Below are 16,785 nucleotides of genomic sequence, written 5' to 3'. Positions count from 1 at the left end.
GCTAAAATCATCCACACCGCCACAATGAGAAATGTGCACTCGCTCGGGATCACCCATCTTGCGGTTCAAGCTAGGTTCGCGAAATAGGCCATATTCACTGTTCAGCAAATTTGAGCTTGGCGTGCTCTTCAACTTAGCGGTTGTCGAAGAGCTCTCTTACAATTGGCAACGCGCGTGGCACCAGGTCTCGGAACGCAGGTCGGATCATAAGTTGCCCAATGACTGTCTCGACATAGTTCGGCGACAAGTCCGCAAGGCGTTCCGAAGCGATGGCCACTGCATCCGTGTTGTCAGCCAGAACAGCTTCGATCTCCGACCAATAGCCGGATTCAATGGCTGCGGCGATGTCGAACACGTCACGGGGTTGGATGCGCGTGCCTCGAAACCGGATCTTCTTCGCGATGATTTCCGGAATGGTTTCCAAAAGCACATCTCGACCGAGTATTGAGCACTCCACAGCGTAGTCGGTCGTCACATGCCCTGTGACGATGAAGTCGATTTCACCGATTTCTTCGAAAGCGATCTTGAGGTGCCCGCGTCCGTCGCCGTTGTAAGTGGGGGTCCCGATTTGGAATTGCATCTCAGCGACAGTCGCTTCGACGTAGGGCAACAACTGTGGATCATCGAGGAACAGATCGACGTCGTGGCTTTCACGATGGTCGATTTGCAACATCATCGCCGTGCCACCACCGAAGGTCCAACCGCCCAGAATGTCACCATCGCGATTTACGGCGTCGATGATATTGTAGGCTTCTTTGAGGAGATCTTCCCAACGGGATGGAAACGGCGTCACGCGAGAAGGGGAAGCTTCTGACCGGACCATGTGGCGAATGCCGTCGCGGTCGCGGTCAAGGTGTCTTCTAGAACGCCATGTAGCTCTGCAAAGGCCAATTGTTCCGCCACGGTCGTTTCCGTGAAGAACGAGTTCACCTGGCCTTTCGCAATATCACCCGTATTCAGCGCAGCCGCCAACGCGCCGCCGTCCAGATAAGTCTGGTACGGTGCGTTCACGGTCGTGAGCAAAGCTGTTTGCATCTCTTGGGTCATAGCGATCCAAATATAGCGATCTCGCTCAAAATAGCAAGATTCCCGGACGCACACTACAAGGTAACCGTTTGAGATTTGGTTTCTTTGTCGCCCGGCACTAAAGGCGGCGATTGGTCTCCAGCTACCCCTGCATCTTCCAACTGTTCTCGATCCGGAAGATCAGCGAGGCTTTCCAACCCGAAGGCCACCAGGAATTGCTCTGTCGTCACGAAGGTATAGGGCGCCCCACGTCTGGGCGCGCGCGGCCCGGTGCCGATCAACCCGCGCGCATGCAGGCGCCCAATCAGGTCACGGCTGATCTCCCTACCGAAGATGTCCTTCAACCCATAGCGCGTGATCGGCTGGTGATAGGCTATCGCAGCCAGCACGGCGACATCGAACTCGTTCAAGTCCAGCACCTGCTCGCCCACATCTGCGGCGGCGCGGATCGCCGGGGCATAAACGGCCCGCGTTCGGAACATCCATCCGCCGGACACCTCGGCAATCTCAAAGGCCCGCCCGCCCAGATCTGACGCAAGATCCTCGATCAACAACTCAACCGAGGTCCCCTGCCCCACCACGCGGGCGAGGTCTTCGCGCGGTACTGGTGACGCAGAGGCGAACAGAACCGCCTCGACCCGGCGCATCCATTCGCGCCAGCGCAACTCGGTGGGCAATTCCTCGAGCTCTCTGTCCAGATCGGGTTCGGCGTGGTCCCTGGCCATCTCTACACCCCGTAGAGCCGGAACGTGTCGCGGCCGGTCAGTTCATGGACCGCGCCGAGATCAACCAGCCGGTCGCAAAGCCGCCGCGCGGCGCGATCCGGCAAGGGCAAGGCCGAAGGGGCCACGGCATCGCGAGCCAGGAACATATCAACGGCGTCCCCGGCACCCTTGGCCCGGAGCCGTGGCGCGACCTCTTTCAAATGCGCTGTCCGGCGCGCCAGTTCCGCGGCCAGCCGTACGACCTCGATTGCCGAATTGGTCATAGCACGATGACAGGCCATTCCTAGCTCTGTGCCACCCTTCCTCAAGTCGGTCCGCTTGAGACCGGGCGCCAGGAGCGGCAGAACATGGTTCCAACCCAGCGCCTGTGCCAGCGCGGCATCCGCCAGAACCAATGCTGCCACATCCTGTCGCGGTACGTCGGCCAACACGGTTTCCAACACCATCGCGGCGCGGGTCACCGGAGCGCCCTGCCCGGCATCCAGCCATTCGGCAATCTGCCCAGCCTCGATAGTAGGCAAGGCGCGATGCAGCGCCTTAACCGAGGTCGGCCGCTCCACGGCCCGCCGCCAGGACAGGTAGGTTTCCCCTGCGGGTCCCGGCAAATCGCCGGGGCGCAGCAAATGAACTGCATCCCGCAGATCCCCTACCCTTTCTGGCCGCCCTGAATGGGCAACGCAGGCCTCCGCCGCACATAGCGCCAACCTCTCACGCAACAAGCTCTGGGGGACCTCTTCCAGGTTCAACACAAGATGCAGGTGGCTGAGCGCCGCACCTGACAAAAAGGCCACATCTTCAAGGGTTTCCGCGCGCGTCGAGGTGACCCAAGAGGGCATCCGAGATAGGGTGTCAGGGTCGTCTATGTGATCATGCCGGGCGTATGTCATGCCACAAGACTATCTCATGGCGGCGCTTTCTGCCACAATATAGTGTAGAAACCGCCCCACCCTATGGCTCCTATTTATGTCCAATAAGTTTGCATTATCGGACATAAAGAGATATGCTGCGGGGGCAGTTCAATTTCATCGCCGGATTCACTGGAAAGATGCCCTCAGAGACCGAGAAATCGATGTCAGCCCCCTCTGGTGAGCTGGATGATGCTCGCGTCGACGAGAGAGATCGAGAGGAAAGCGACAGTATCGCCCTGCCCACCCACGTGGCTGGCTCCGGCACGCTCGATCAACTGGTCGACACCGCCCGCGACTATGCGCGTGCTGCGGCCTCGGACAACACACTGAAGGCTTATGCGAAGGATTGGGCGCATTTTACCCGCTGGTGCCGGATGAAGGGTGCCGAGCCAGGGCCACCGTCACCCGAGATGATCGGGCTTTATCTCGCCGACCTGGCATCAGGCCCCTCCCCTGCTCTATCGGTCAGCACCATAGACCGTCGCCTGTCCGGTCTGGCATGGAACTATGCGCAGCGTGGCTTCACCCTCGATCGCAAGAACCGGCACATCGCGACGGTGCTGGCCGGGATCAAGCGGAAACATGCCCAGCCACCAATGCAGAAGGAAGCGATCCTTGCCGAAGACATCCTTGCGATGGTCGCCACCCTGCCCTTTGATCTGCGCGGGCTGCGGGATCGGGCGATCCTGCTGTTGGGGTATGCTGGCGGTCTGCGCCGGTCCGAGATTGTCTGCCTGGACGTGGGCAAGGATGACACGCCGGACGCCGGCGGCTGGATCGAGTTTTTCGAAAACGGGGCCCTCCTGACGCTCAATGCCAAAACCGGCTGGCGCGAGGTTGAGATCGGTCGCGGCTCCAAGGATCAGACTTGTCCCGTTCATGCACTGGAACAATGGCTGCATTTCGCCAAGATCGACTTCGGCCCTGTCTTTGTCGGAACCTCGCGCGATGGCAAACGCGCGTCCGATAAGCGGCTGAATGACAGGCATGTCGCGCGGCTGATCAAGCGCACCGTCCTGGACGCTGGCATTCGCGCTGACCTGCCCGAGAAAGAGCGCCTGGCGCTGTTTTCCGGTCACAGCCTGCGCGCGGGTCTTGCCAGTTCGGCTGAGGTTGACGAACGCTATGTCCAGAAGCAGCTGGGGCACACCTCGGCCGAGATGACCCGCCGCTACCAGCGCCGACGCGACCGGTTCCGCGTGAACCTGACCAAGGCCGCCGGGCTCTGACCCCCTGCTCCATCACGCTGCCTGCCCGCTGAGCCTGCCGTAGAAGCTGCGCTCGAGATGCAGCTCCCCTGCCCCGGCCTTCTCGACCATGCCGCGCAGATAGCCGCCCGGCGAGGACACTTCGCCCGCGCAATGTTTCTCAAAGACAAGCGCCAGCGCTGCTGTTGCCACCTGTTTGCCCAGCCGGTCCTGCGCCACGTTCCAGGCGTGTTCAGACACTCCGATCATCGGCCTGAGTTGACCGGCAACCCGATGAAGATCGCCCCAATCCTTCAGGAACCCGCCCATGTTGCGGGCCCAGGATGCGAATTCTGGACAGGCTTGCATCACAGTCGGCAAATCCAGTGCCGCGCGCTTCTTGCGCACCTCGGCAACCCACTCTTCCAGATCCCTATCAACTTGATCTTCGGGCTGAACATTGGGCACCACGGCCGCGATTTCCTCATTTTCTGAGGAATTACGAGTTACAGGATTAAGTTGGTTTGTAATTAGTATATGAGGGTCAAAAATGACCTCCGTGGGGTTCATTTCTTGAGTCTTCTCACTGGATTGTTCAATAGATTCAGCAGTGTTTTCCACAGGCTCTATGATCTCGGTCGCTTTGAGATAGGCAGCTTTGACACGTTCCTGAAGTTCCCTGAACCAGCCCAGCAGCAGGGCAAGCTGTTCGGATGCCTCGTGGCGGCGCGGCAGCCGGTCCAGAAGCTCCTCGAAAAGGCTCGTGAACTGCGTCCAGGGACCCCGCAACGCGCTGCTGACGGCGGCCTCGATCCGCGCGCGGATCATGCGGCGTGCCACGGTGATCTGACGCTTCAGGCGCTGGCAGAGCTCGCGTTCAGCCTGCAATTCGGCGTGCAGTTCCTCGAACTCCTCGGCGCGTGCGGACAGCGGCGACAGATCAAAGCCATAGGCCTCGACGATGCGCCCCTCGGCGTCCCTGCGGCCCCACCGCTTGCCGTTCGGGCTGTCCTGGAAGGAGATCACGCCGATCTCGGCCAAGCGTCGGGCGTGGCGTTTCAGCGCCGAGAGCGAAAACCCCGTCTGCTCCATCAGATAGGCGTTCGATGCCCAGACGATCGGGCGCTGCCCCTGCTCCCAGTCCTGCGCCTGCGTAAACGCCCCAAGCGTATCGAGGAGCAGCATATCCCCGGCCTTGAGGCCAATGTATGCCCCCACCCGCTTTACCGCCACAAAGGCCCGCGGCTTGGGGATAGCTGCGCGCTCACCATCCTGCGCATATCGTTCGGCAACAGCGAGCCCCGCCGTCGCCTTCCGCCAACCTGCGGAATAATTAAAATTAGACATAGCATACCCGTTCTGAGCCATGTCTGCCTCAGTTGCCCCATGCGGAGCGCCATCATGTTTTTCCATTTTATGTCAGCAGACAAAGAAATCCCGTTCGCTCAGGAGCGTTTTCTCTTGTGTGGCGATTCGCTGGCTGCTAGATTCTAGGTGTCTAATCTAAGAATTGCGCTTTGCGCAGCAGCCCTCGAAGCTTCGGTTTCGGGGGTTTCTTTGTTTACCTTTCCTCCTTTCTGCTCGTCCTCAGTTGTCATCCCCCGAATTTACATCTGTAAACTCGGCGTAGGATTTCTTGATGATTTCGGCCAGATTGCCTTCGAGCCAGTGCGCGAAATCGGCATTCACGCCGGATTTCTTGACGGACAAAGACAGGCTACCGCGCCCCGCTTTGATGACAACGCCCTCCATCGGCGTGATCTCTTGGGCGCTATTGGGCATTTTCGTTCCACGCTTAGAGGCCTCTTTGATCAGGGCCTCCAGACGTTCATCCGATGTCAATGAGCCGCTGATCTTGGACAGCAGGTCCAGCGCGGATTTCTCGGTGAGCTTCCGATCTGCGAACAGCGCGGCCAGATCGGTCCACCTGGGGCGGCCGGACCTGGGCGCGGCCCCGATCCGATCGCCAACGCTGGACGGCACATTCTGTGTCACCTTTGTCAGATGAGAATGCCCCGAGGCAGACAGGTTCAGAACCTGCCGTACCGTCGCGCTTTCGTGGCCCGCAGCCCGGATTGCCTCGGCAAAGCGAGCCTTTTCATAGAAGGACAGATTGCGCCGCGCTGCGTTCTCCAGCCCCTTGGCCAACAGCGCCGTGGCGTCATCGACATCCTGCACATTTGCGCGTACTTTAATGCCAAGCTCGCGACAGGCCTTCAGCCTGCGACGCCCGTAAATCGCCTCAAACCGGCCATCCGCGGATTTGGACCGGCGCACAAGGATCGGGACTTGCTGGCCGCCCTCGCGGATACTGTTCTTAAGCGCCTCGAACCCCTCGCTGTCATCCTCGGGGTTTACAGCTGTAAACTCATCCAGCCGGTCCTTGGGGCCCCAGTCGTCGATCAAGTTGGGGTCCAGCTCTCGGATCGACGCCAAAGAGCCCTGCAACGCGCCCAACGCGGGGGCGCTTGTCTTGGGGTTTCTTTCAGTCGCCGAATTGCCAGAACGCGCGATTGTGCTGGCGATACCTGACATATCGCGAAGGGATTTTCTGGCCATTATTCACGTCCCCACGATTGATGAACCATCGTCTCGACCTCGTGCCCGACAGCGTCCATCGCGCCCTTTGCACGATCATAGGTCGCGCGTGTCATCTCGGCGCGGACCACCTCATAGATTGACTGTTTAAGCATCGTCGCGTCACTGATCGCCGTGCTTTTCAAAGCCGTCGCAGACATGACCCGATCCTGAAAAAGCGCGCGCATGAACGAGGTCAGCTGCTGCGAGGGCACATCCGTAGGCTCATCGCGGGTGATCAGAAATTTGAAGTGATCGTATTGCAGCGTCGCGCCGGCTTCCTCGATCACGCCCATATAGGCACCGGCCAGTTCCAGAAACTGCGCGGTCGAGGAAACATCCAGCATCGAGGGCGTCAGCGGAACGATCAGCGAGCTTGCCGCCGCCATCCCCGCGATGGTCAGAAAACCAAGCTGCGGAGGGCTATCCATAAGCACCAGGTCAAAATCGTCCTCGACCTGGGCCAGAGCGTTGCGAATCCGCGTGAAGAATGGCTGGTCCGGATTTGAATGCACGGCCGACTCGGTTTCGAACTCGGACAGCATCAGCCGCGAAGGCGCGATCGAAAGCCCCGGAAAATAGGTGGGAACCACGACATCCGCCATGTTGACGGGATCGTCGTAGCGGATCGCATCATAGACCGTCAGCCCGTCAAATTCGATCTCAGGGCTGATGCCGCACATCGAAGTCAGCGAGCCCTGCGGATCCAGATCAACGACCAGCACGCGGTAGCCGCGCAACGCGAAATAATGCGCAAGATGGATGCTTGTGGTGCTCTTGCTAGAGCCCCCCTTGAAGTTCATCAGCTGCCAGACTTGCAACTTTTCATCGCCAGTCCGGCGCGGCAGATAACGTCCTTTCTTGCGCGATGATTTTTCAAGGATTTCACGCGCGTTCCAGAGCTCCTGCGCAGTGTAGAAACGCCGCCCACCCCGGACATCTGCGGGCTCGGGGATTGTCCCTTCAGCGTGCAGCTTGCGCATGAACTGGCCGGAAACGCCCAGCAGGTCGGCCGCCTCGGGCGCGGAAAAAGGACGGAGCGTTTTCGTGCTATCGGGGGCAAATGCAGACAGAAGGTGCTCGCGGATGGCAGCGTTCAACCGCTCGGAAATATCAGTCGCAAGAGCCGAGGGCTTCTCATTTGCAAGTGGTGTCACAGGAATCATCTAGTTGCCCCAAATTCGAAAATGTGGCCTTTTTCGCGCCACTTGGGGATAAGAGCCGTGATTCACGGCGCTAAGTCAAGATTTTTCCACGATATAGTGTCTGTTAACGCAAGTAGAGACTATATGCACCATGCTCCTGATTGTCATGTTTACAGCTGTAAACGACCCGACACAGGGGCCGGGGCCGACTTAATCCCCAGTATCACCGGGCAAGCGGCGGCGTTCAACAACATCTGCAAGCTTCGCAAGCGCCTCGGTCGAGGACTGTTTCAAACTGTCGTAGGCGTGGAAATTATGCGGCATATCCGGCCACAGATCACAGGCAATCGCCGCGCCCATCGTTTTCTGAACCTCAACGAATTCTAGGATCATATCCCGCAAGACTTCCCGTCCCCCCAGTTGAATATAGATCGGCGCAAGCCCTGAGAAATCGTGACTGATCGGGGACAGCTGCGCGCGCCCATAAACACCCCCCGGATCGAGCCACTCTCCGAATTTCAGCGCCATCCACCCCTGGACCAGATCGTAACGATCATTGCTGTGCAGGCTATCGCCGCGATCTGCGATGTCGGTCCAGGGGCAAAGCCCAACGCATAATGCGGGCTGCGCCTCTGCTTGCGCTTTGAGCGACTGAAGCAGCATCAGCGCCATATGCCCGCCGGCGCTGTCTCCGGTCACGACGATCTGTTCGGCGGGCACCCGAGATAAAACATGGTGCCACGCCGTCAGGGCATCTTCGGCCTGAGCGGGGTGGGGGTGCTCGGGGGTCAGCCGGTAATCAGGCGCAAAAACCGGAACCCCCAGACGATGCGCGAGCATCGCCACATGCCTGCGGCTAATCCCCCCGTAAAACGCATAACCGCCACCGTGGAAATGCAGAACCGTCGTATCCCCCCGTCGATGACGCGGCAGATACCAGGTGCCTTTCGGCTCAGAAATTTCCTGAATGAGGACATCGTAGAGGTCATCGGTTTCGGTCTGAAGACTGTCAAATATCTTGCGCCCGTCTTCCAGCCGCAGAGCAGTCATCGCCGCTGTGAACTGGTGACGCCAGAACCTCACGCCGATCTCAAAACCGATGTCCCAATCTGGCATGATCGGACGTCCTGTCAGCCGCCTGAAAACCGTTTGCAGTGTGACGCGCTGCAACGCCAAGAGACTGCGCAGGCGGTATCGGACCGGACCGGAGAAAACGAGCTTTGCCATGGATCACCTCTGTTGTCGGGGTCTTCTTTCATTGCCGGGGCAGGGGGGAAGGATATAGAACGAGTGCGACATGTCTGAGACCCCTGTGCCGCTTCCGATCTCGAAACTTCTGCTGCCGCCGGACGCTCTGGCGGCGTGTCTGTTCGCCGGGATCTACCGCGACACGCGCGGCGTGCCTCTGTCAGATGCAGACCGGATCAACCACTTTCCGGCGTCTCCTCTGGTCTCGGTCAGCTATGTGATTCATGGGGCATTGCGGGACATCTCAGCCGTAAAGCGCCCGCCAGGCATGACCATGGGCACAGCATTCCCGCGGTGTTTTGCAATGGGGCCGTCCGACGCCCCTGTATCCAGCTGGTCCCCCCAAGAGGTTACCGCAATTACGATCGGGATTTACCACGACGCCTGGCTGCGCATCGGAGGAGACCCGGATTTTCAGGCGGTGCCCGGATGGATCGAAACCGCGCTAGCACGTTTCGGCACCGCGCCCGAGCCCAGGCAAGGATGGGAAACCCTGTGTGCGGCATTCGAGCAAATCTGGCGTGACGCCCGGCCTGCGGGCTGGCGAAAACTGGGCGGTATCGCCGATTGGGCTCAGGCCGCGACGACGCGCGCCGCACTGAGCGGGGCAGGGCGCAGCCTGCGGAGCATCGAGCGCCGCCTGAAGCAGACGAGCGGCCAAAATCAGCGGGCTCTCAACTTCTATGCGGCTTTCGAAAACCTGCACCACACGGTCCAGCGGCACCCCGAAAGCACGCTGGCTGAAATCGCCCTTGAGGCAGGATATTCCGACCAGTCGCACATGGGGCGGGCTGTTCGGCGGGCAACCGGGTTCTCTCCGGCGCGGTTGAACAAAGCGATCCAGACAGACGAAGCGTTTTGGTGTTACCGGCTGCTGGGCGAGCGTCTCTGATCCTCGGCTGGTTTCAATTAACCCACGGAGAATCCGCATTCGGGGAATAGGGCAGGGGGCCTGGCTCAGATTGAGGACAACAGGATGCTTGTTTCACTGTTGCGCACGCCATCGACCAGCCGCACTTCACGTAGCAGACGGTCGAACTCGTTCAGGTTTTCGACGATAATTTCCGCCACCAAGTCCCATTTGCCGCTTGTCGTATGCAAGACCTGAAGTTCGGGCAAGCCGCGCAGCCGCGAAATCACATGGGACGTCGTGCGCCCCTCGACTTCGATCATCATGATCGCCCGCACCGCCGTTTCGTCATAATCCTTCCGGACCCGCGCTGTGAACCCCAGCAACGCCCCCGACGCCAGCAGCCGATCCAGCCGCGTCTGCACAGTCCCGCGCGCGACCCCCATGATCTCGGCCAGCTTCGACACCGGCGCGCGGCCGTCCTTGCGCAGCAGCGCGATCAATTCGCGATCCAGATCGTCAAAAATGTGTTTTCCACCAGGTTCGGCCATGGGTCTCTCAATATGCACAAAGGTATAGATCAAATTGTATAGTCAGAGGTTAAAAATAGTACAAGTTCACTATTTTCTATACAAATTGCTCTGTCCGATAGTCATCCCTGACCCCCAGAAAAGGACTTTGAAATGTCTGTGATTCCGCCTTCTGATCTTGCTTTTGTCCCCTTTGTCAGTGTTGAGAACATGATGCGTCTGGTGCATCGTATCGGCCTGCCCGAGATGCTGAGCGGGCTGGCCGCCTATATCGAAGACGATTTCAAACGCTGGGAAAGCTTTGACAAAACGCCACGGGTTGCCGCGCATTCCAAGGACGGCGTGATTGAGCTGATGCCCACATCGGACGGCGTGTCCTATGGTTTCAAATATGTCAACGGTCACCCCAAAAACACGCGCGAAGGGCGCCAGACTGTCACCGCGTTCGGCCTGCTGGCCGATGTGGGAAATGGGTATCCGGTACTGTTGACCGAAATGACGGTGCTGACCGCATTGCGCACGGCAGCGACTTCGGCTCTGGTGGCGAAATATCTTGCCCCCAGGGACGCTGACACCATGGCGATGATCGGCAATGGCGCGCAATCGGAGTTTCAGGCTCTGGCGATGAAGGCCTTGTGCGGGATCACCAAGCTGCGGCTATATGACATTGACCCCCGCGCCACAGACAAGGCGATGCGCAACCTGAGCGATCAGGGCTTTGAGCTGACCGCCTGCAAATCCGCGCAAGAGGCCATTGAGGGCGCGCAAATCATCACCACCTGCACCGCAGACAAGCAATATGCCACGATCCTAAGCGACAACATGGTCGGCGCGGGGGTGCATATCAACGCCATTGGCGGCGATTGCCCCGGCAAGACCGAATTGCACAAAGACATCCTGAATCGCGCCGATGTCTTTGTCGAATACCCGCCGCAAACCCGCATCGAAGGCGAGATTCAGCAGATGCCCGAGGATTTCCCGGTAACCGAGATGTGGCAGGTGATCACCGGGGCCACGCCGGGCCGCCGTGACGCGCGTCAGATCACCCTGTTCGACGGCGTGGGATTTGCAACCGAGGATTTCTCGGCCCTGCGCTATATCCGTGATCAGATTGCGGACACCGACCTGTATGAACAGCTTGATCTTCTGGCAGACCCGGACGATCCCCGCGATCTTTTCGGGATGGTACAGCGCGCCAACGGCGGTGCCGCATGACCCGCGCCTCGGCTCAGGCGCCGGCGGCCGTGGTCATGGTGCGGCCGCATCATTTCACGGTGAACACGGAAACGGCCCATGACAATGCGTTTCAGTCGAACGAAAACGCCGCGGACAGTGCCGCATTGTCGCGCCAGGCCTATGCGGAACATAGCAAAGCGGTGGCCGCGCTCAAAAGCCACGGCGTCCGGGTGCATGTCTTTGAGGGCAGGGACCCCGCCACCCCCGATTGCGTGTTTCCGAACAATTGGTTCTCGACTCATATCGGCGGGCATGTGGCCATCTACCCGATGAAAGCCCCAAGCCGCCGACTGGAACGCCGCGCCGATATTATCGAGATGCTCAAGGCCCGGTATCGGGTGCAGGATGTCATCGACTATTCCGGGCTTGAACCGGACGGGCTGTTTCTTGAAGGCACCGGGGCAATGGTGCTGGATCATATCAACCGTGTCGCTTATGCGGTGGCCTCGGATCGGACGAACCCCATCGCCCTAGAGCGTTTCTGCACCCATTTCAATTTCGAACCGATGGTATTTCCGGCGGCAGACACGCGCGGGGTGCCGATCTATCACACCAATGTTCTGATGTGTATCGGGACGGAATTCGTGCTGATCGGAGCAGACATGATCACCGATACCGCCCGGCGCCACGAGGTTCTGGAACGGCTTGCGGAAAGCGGGCGTTTTATTGTCCAGCTGAGCGAAGCGCAGATCGCCGCTTTTGCCGGGAATGCGATCGAGCTTCAGGGCAGGGGTGGCCGTCTTCTGGCGCTGTCGCAAACCGCATTCGACGCCCTGACCGCAGACCAGCGCGCCACATTGGGTCAGAACATGCGTCTGGTGCCGCTGGATATTCCGACGCTTGAAAAAGCCGGCGGTTCAGTACGCTGTACCATCGCAGGCATCCATCTGACGGAAAGACGCTGAGCCTGGCAAACAGCGCCCTGGGAATGTCCTGTCTACCAGACAAAAGACAAGGCCCGGATACGCCATCCCGCCTCAGGTTTTTCCCTTCGGCCCGGTGGCAACAACGCGCTTGGCCTTTGTCAAAGCCTCGGCGGCACGCCGCGCGGCCGGAACCTTCGAGACCCGGTGCAACTGAGGCACCTCGACGCTTAGCACGATATCATCCGGCAGCGCATCCAGAAGCGCACCGAAATCAAAATCCCCGTCGCCCGGCATCTGTCGGTTTTCGCGCGCTGTCGCGATCAAGGCTTCGTCTCTGGTGTCAAAAACGCCCGGCGCATCGCAAAGCTGCGCATAGTGAACCCAGCCGGGCTGCAACGCCGCAATGGCGGAAAAGGGGCTGTTGGACCGCTGCACATGCAACGCATCCACCAAAACACCGGCAGACGGGTGACCCACCGCAGCAACGATTGCCCCGGCCACGCCAACATCCGTCACGCTGGTCCATGGCATGAATTCAAGATCCGCCGTCATGCCATAGCTCTGCGCCAAACCGCAAAACGCTGCATAATTGTCGATCATGCGATTCGTATCGGGATCATATCCCGCAGTGAGAATGTGCCTGGCCCCCAGCGCCGCGCCCGTTTCCAGAAACCGCCGCGTATGTTGGATATTGAACTCGGGCGTGATTTTTATGATCTCAATGTCGGCCAGGGTTACGCCGGTATCACGCATTGCCGCGCGGGTCTCTTGTTGCAATGCGACATCGGTCAGAAGCGGGTAGGGCCCATCCATACCCGAAGGCAGCAGACGCAACCCAACATAGTCAAATCCTGCGTCTGCTGCGGCCTCCACCGCCTGAGGCGGTGAAAGCTCGGATACTGTCAGAAAAGCAAGCGAATAGCGATAACCCATCGGTTACTTCAGCGGCGAAAAGGGAAGCGGAACGGCAAGGGTGGAAACCATGTCAGCCGAAAGCCAGGCCGGGCCACCCTTGGGCGGCCAGACACCTTCGGCCACGGCCTGGGCACGCAGTTCGGCCCGGTGGTTTGCGCTCTCATAGGGCCAGATTTGGGTAAAGCGGGTTGGCCCGTCCAACGAGTACATCGCAACAGAGCAGGGCGAATATTCCTGACGAGAGGGCAGGGCCTCTGCCCATTTTTCAATCGTAGGGACCATGCCGTTCAGCTTGGGCTGGTATGTGCGGATTTCATAGACCTTACCATAGTCACCGGGCGTCACGGGCAGGGTGAACTCCAGCGGGATATAGCTGTCTGCGGTCCAGCCGCGCAGATGTTCCATGCAACCGAAGGGATTGTCCGACAGACGGGTGCGGGTGCGCTCGGCGATCATTTCCTCGGCATCGTCGTATTGGCGCAGCAAAAGAATATCGTTCAGCGTGCCGACATCCGGCGCCCAAGCGCCCAAAAGCGTGCCTTTGGCCTCGGGGGCGTCCAGCCATGCCTGCAATGCCGGCACGATTGCCGGGGTTGCGAAAAGCTGAGTGTTAAGCGTGGTAATATCAAGCAGTGGCATAAAAGCCTCCTTCCGTGTTCAGGGATGTTTCGTCAGGGCCCATGCGTCCCGCAGCGGTGTGTGCGGCGATGTAGCCAAAGGTCATAGCCGGACCGAGCGTGATCCCCCCGCTGGGGTAATGCCCCGCAAAGATCGAGCTTAGATCGTTCCCGGCAGCAAAGAGTCCGGGTATCGGCGCGCGCCCGGCGTCCAGCACACGGGCATATTCATCTGCGGCAAGGCCAGCAAAGGTGCCCAGACTGCCCGGAACGATCTTCACCGCGTGAAACGGGGCCGATACAAGAGACCCAAGGGCCGGATTAGGCCTGTGATCCGGATCGCCTTGCACCTGGTTGTAGCGCGACGCACCACGCCCGAAATCGGGATCTTCGCCTTTGGCGGCATGGGTATTGAAGCGACGGACTGTCTTTTCCAGAGTGGCCGCATCCAAGCCGCATTGCGCCGCCAGCCCCGCAAGACTGCGCGCGGATTTCAGATAGCCCTTGCGCCGATAGGACCCAAGCGGGAACGGAAACGGACGTGACCACCCCAGCCCCCATCGCCGCTGTGCCCTATGATCGGCGATCAGCCAGCAGTGAATGTCCGAAACATCCGGCGCGGCATCAAACAGATTGCGCATAAAGGCGTGGTAGCTGTCTGCCTCGTTGGTAAAGCGTTCTCCGCGCCCCGTAACGGCGATGATCCCCGGCTTTGCGCGCTCGATCAGATGCGGGAAATTCGCGAATGCACCATTGCTGAGCGGGACTCTGGACACCGGCGCCCATGCGGCAGCATCGGCGAGATCAGTCTCAATCCCGGCCCCTGCGGCCTTTGCGATCTTCAGACCGTCGCCAGTATTGCCCGCTGGGGCCGCCGAATGGTGCCTCTTGCCGGTTTCGGTGCCGAACAGCTTCTCTTGTAGCGCTGTATTATGAGGAAACCCTCCGGTTGCCAGAACCACACCGGCCTTGGCCCTCAGCTTTGTACCCGTTTGCAGGACAACCCCGGCCACCCGGCCATTTTCAACGGTCACCTGGCGCACCGGGCTGTCGGCAAACAAGGCCACATCGCGATCAAGCGCCGCGCGCACCAGCCTGGCCACAAGAGCATTACCGTTGACCAGCTGCATCCCGCGCCGATAGCGGATCAGATCCCATACATGTTTGCCCAGGCGCTTCAGAACATACAGCCCCGAAGACACCTTGCGCGTCGCATTAAAGAAGTGGCGCAGATCAGCGCCCGAAGCGATCCCCATCCCCGCAAGAGAGATGACACCAAGAGGCGGCCGAAGCTTCGTCACCCAGCGGCCAAGCCCACGAGCATCATACGGGGCCGCACAGACAGATCGCCCGCCACCAGCCGCACCGGGAAGATCGACAAAATCCGGCACGGCGTTCCCGTCAATCCAGTCCAGCGCGGTTTCATCGCGGAAAAAGCGCACCATCTCGGGCCCTGTTTCAAGGAACATGTCTATTCGCGGGTCTTTCGCCCGATTGCCCATGATGCTTTCGAGATATTGCAACGGGGCGTCCGGCGGCTCTTGGATTCCGGCCTCTGTGGCCAGCGGGTTACGCGGGATCCAAAGCCACCCACCGGACCATGCGGATGTCCCGCCCAGCACGGGCTCTTTTTCCAGAACCGCAACGCGCAACCCCAGATATGCCGCAGTGACAGCCGCCGACAGACCGCCCGCGCCAGAGCCGACCACGATCAAGTCATAGCTGTCGCCGTCCTGCGGAACAGCATCCGGCTCGATTGGGTGAGTCACGCTTCTTTCCGTCCTTCGTGAAGGTCGGCGTACCAGGCATTGAAACTGCGCCCGGCATGGCTGGCCCTGGACAATTCCAGCGCCGCCTCCTGTAGATCGGGCAGGCACTCCAGCAGCCGCTCTGGCGTTGCCCGCGCCGAGGGGCCCGCAATCGAAACCGTTCCGATCGGATCATCCGTGTCCGGGTGCCGGATCACGACCGCAATCGCCGCCATGCCCAGCATGAAACTGTTGGCATTCATCGCATAGCCCTTCTGGCGCACATCGCCGATCACCGAGAGCAGCTCAGTAATCGTTTGCGGCGCAGACACACCCGCCCCGTCGGCCTTTTCCAGCCCCTGTTTCACAACAGCCTCGACGGCATCATTGTCGGTCATGGCAGCCAGCCACGCCTGGCCGCCCGAAGCCGAAGCAAGATGTACAATCTGGCCTTGCTCGGCGCCGGGGTCATATCGCAGGCCCGCAGTCGCGCCCTGCGCCACCCCGACCCAGACAAGCTGCTGCCCGTCGGACAGCGCCATCCGGACAAGCTCGCCCGATTTAACAGCAAGCTTATCAAGAATCGGCTGGCTCAGATCGGGAATGCCGGTGCGCGCCAGAAAGCTCAGACCCGCAGTCGCCAGCTTCAGGGTCAGCCGATAGTCGCCGTGGTCACGCGTTTGCTGTGCATAGCCAAGGTTTTCCAGCTCTTTGAGCAAACGGTGAACGCCAGACACCGGCAGATCCAGATTGCGCGCAATGTCCGAAATCTGAGCCCCTTCGGGAAATTTCGAAAGGTACGAAACAACTGACAAGCCTTTTTCCAATGCACTGCTCATTCTGTGCCCTCCTCAATGTCTTGTCGAAACTATAGGGTGAACAGATAAAAAATGAAAGAGATTTAAAAACTGGAAAAGTTTTTCATTTTGTGAAAAGTTGGGTGCCAACGTGATTCGATGCTGTGGGAGGACACTTTGAGCGTTGTGGCTTTTGAACAGGTGTCAGAGCACTATGACGTAATCGTCATGGGGGCTGGTGCCGCCGGCCTGTCGGCTGCCGTCTTCGGAGCCCTGTCCGGCGCGAAAGTCTTGCTGGTAGAGCGAACCGCATATGTCGGCGGCACGTCAGCGCTGTCAGGCGGGACGGTCTGGGCCCCCGGAACTGCGATTGGCAAGACCGTCAATACACAAGACACCCGCGCGGCCGT

At 59.8% G+C, this 16,785-nt stretch carries 18 protein-coding genes; 5 read left to right on the top strand and 13 right to left on the bottom strand.

The window, feature by feature from the left end:
- Positions 1–133: 133 nt before the first annotated feature.
- Genes ACP15O_RS13555 through ACP15O_RS13540 form a run of 4 tightly spaced genes read right to left on the bottom strand, consistent with a single transcriptional unit; the run spans position 134 to position 2,638 of the window.
- Entirely contained in the window at positions 134–823 is a 690-nt protein-coding gene (locus tag ACP15O_RS13555; protein WP_425096648.1) for a nucleotidyl transferase AbiEii/AbiGii toxin family protein, read from the bottom strand.
- Positions 790–1,047, bottom strand: coding sequence for a hypothetical protein (locus tag ACP15O_RS13550; RefSeq protein ID WP_425096647.1), 258 nt, complete (start codon positions 1,045–1,047; stop codon positions 790–792). The genes ACP15O_RS13555 and ACP15O_RS13550 overlap by 34 nt, the downstream gene beginning before the upstream one ends.
- A gap of 53 nt (positions 1,048–1,100) precedes the next feature.
- Positions 1,101–1,751 (bottom strand): SMC-Scp complex subunit ScpB, encoded by a 651-nt coding sequence (scpB, locus tag ACP15O_RS13545; protein WP_425096646.1) that lies wholly within the window; start codon positions 1,749–1,751, stop codon positions 1,101–1,103.
- Between the two features lie 2 nt (positions 1,752–1,753).
- Positions 1,754–2,638 carry a DUF1403 family protein gene (locus ACP15O_RS13540; protein WP_425096645.1) on the bottom strand — a complete coding sequence of 295 codons (885 nt, stop codon included), beginning with the start codon at positions 2,636–2,638 and terminating at the stop codon, positions 1,754–1,756.
- Positions 2,639–2,796: 158 nt separating this feature from the next.
- On the opposite strand from ACP15O_RS13540, the gene ACP15O_RS13535 reads away from it, so the two are divergent.
- On the top strand, positions 2,797–3,888 hold the full coding sequence (locus ACP15O_RS13535) for a tyrosine-type recombinase/integrase (RefSeq protein ID WP_425096805.1): 1,092 nt from the start codon (positions 2,797–2,799) through the stop codon (positions 3,886–3,888).
- 12 nt (positions 3,889–3,900) lie between these two features.
- Here ACP15O_RS13535 and repC read toward each other — a convergent pair whose 3' ends face one another.
- From repC to ACP15O_RS13515, 4 genes are all read right to left on the bottom strand, one after another.
- A complete protein-coding gene (gene repC, locus ACP15O_RS13530; protein ID WP_425096644.1) occupies positions 3,901–5,214 on the bottom strand; it encodes a plasmid replication protein RepC in 1,314 nt (437 codons plus the stop codon).
- Between the two features lie 219 nt (positions 5,215–5,433).
- A complete protein-coding gene (gene repB / locus ACP15O_RS13525; RefSeq protein WP_425096643.1) occupies positions 5,434–6,405 on the bottom strand; it encodes a plasmid partitioning protein RepB in 972 nt (323 codons plus the stop codon).
- Positions 6,405–7,589, bottom strand: coding sequence for a plasmid partitioning protein RepA (gene repA, locus ACP15O_RS13520; protein WP_425096642.1), 1,185 nt, complete (start codon positions 7,587–7,589; stop codon positions 6,405–6,407). The genes repB and repA overlap by 1 nt, the downstream gene beginning before the upstream one ends.
- Positions 7,590–7,778: 189 nt before the next feature.
- Positions 7,779–8,684: an alpha/beta hydrolase gene (locus ACP15O_RS13515; RefSeq protein ID WP_425096641.1), complete on the bottom strand. Its 906-nt coding sequence runs from the start codon at positions 8,682–8,684 to the stop codon at positions 7,779–7,781.
- A gap of 181 nt (positions 8,685–8,865) precedes the next feature.
- On the opposite strand from ACP15O_RS13515, the gene ACP15O_RS13510 reads away from it, so the two are divergent.
- A complete protein-coding gene (locus ACP15O_RS13510; RefSeq protein WP_425096640.1) occupies positions 8,866–9,708 on the top strand; it encodes an AraC family transcriptional regulator in 843 nt (280 codons plus the stop codon).
- A 65-nt stretch (positions 9,709–9,773) separates the two neighbouring features.
- Here the strand turns inward: ACP15O_RS13510 and ACP15O_RS13505 are convergent, their stop codons facing one another.
- The gene (locus ACP15O_RS13505; RefSeq protein WP_425096639.1) at positions 9,774–10,217 is read right to left on the bottom strand and encodes an Lrp/AsnC family transcriptional regulator; all 444 of its coding nucleotides are present in this window, start codon (positions 10,215–10,217) and stop codon (positions 9,774–9,776) included.
- Positions 10,218–10,355: 138 nt separating this feature from the next.
- Here ACP15O_RS13505 and ACP15O_RS13500 point away from each other — a divergent pair, with 138 nt between their 5' ends.
- Positions 10,356–11,411 carry an ornithine cyclodeaminase gene (locus ACP15O_RS13500; protein ID WP_481937780.1) on the top strand — a complete coding sequence of 352 codons (1,056 nt, stop codon included), beginning with the start codon at positions 10,356–10,358 and terminating at the stop codon, positions 11,409–11,411.
- Positions 11,408–12,337, top strand: a complete 930-nt coding sequence (gene ctlX / locus ACP15O_RS13495; RefSeq protein ID WP_425096637.1) for a citrulline utilization hydrolase CtlX — start codon at positions 11,408–11,410, stop codon at positions 12,335–12,337. Before ACP15O_RS13500 ends, ctlX begins: the two co-directional genes overlap by 4 nt.
- 72 nt (positions 12,338–12,409) lie before the next feature.
- On the opposite strand, the gene ACP15O_RS13490 is transcribed toward ctlX, so the two are convergent.
- Genes ACP15O_RS13490 through ACP15O_RS13475 form a run of 4 tightly spaced genes read right to left on the bottom strand, consistent with a single transcriptional unit; the run spans position 12,410 to position 16,417 of the window.
- On the bottom strand, positions 12,410–13,231 hold the full coding sequence (locus tag ACP15O_RS13490; RefSeq protein ID WP_425096636.1) for a sugar phosphate isomerase/epimerase family protein: 822 nt from the start codon (positions 13,229–13,231) through the stop codon (positions 12,410–12,412).
- Positions 13,232–13,234: 3 nt separating this feature from the next.
- Entirely contained in the window at positions 13,235–13,852 is a 618-nt protein-coding gene (locus ACP15O_RS13485; RefSeq protein ID WP_425096635.1) for an NIPSNAP family protein, read from the bottom strand.
- A complete protein-coding gene (locus tag ACP15O_RS13480; RefSeq protein WP_425096634.1) occupies positions 13,839–15,599 on the bottom strand; it encodes an FAD-dependent oxidoreductase in 1,761 nt (586 codons plus the stop codon). The genes ACP15O_RS13485 and ACP15O_RS13480 overlap by 14 nt, the downstream gene beginning before the upstream one ends.
- Positions 15,596–16,417: an IclR family transcriptional regulator gene (locus tag ACP15O_RS13475; protein WP_425096633.1), complete on the bottom strand. Its 822-nt coding sequence runs from the start codon at positions 16,415–16,417 to the stop codon at positions 15,596–15,598. The genes ACP15O_RS13480 and ACP15O_RS13475 overlap by 4 nt, the downstream gene beginning before the upstream one ends.
- Before the next feature lie 144 nt (positions 16,418–16,561).
- Between ACP15O_RS13475 and ACP15O_RS13470 the strand changes: the two genes are divergently transcribed.
- The coding region (locus tag ACP15O_RS13470; protein WP_425096804.1) for an FAD-dependent oxidoreductase at positions 16,562–16,785 on the top strand (224 nt) is incomplete at its 3' end.

The sequence above is a fragment of the Youngimonas ophiurae (nom. illeg.) genome, assembly GCF_049803795.1.
Lineage (GTDB): Bacteria > Pseudomonadota > Alphaproteobacteria > Rhodobacterales > Rhodobacteraceae > Thalassobius.
The sequence above is the reverse complement of the archived record's forward strand: the minus strand, read 5'-3'. Positions and strand labels throughout refer to the sequence as shown.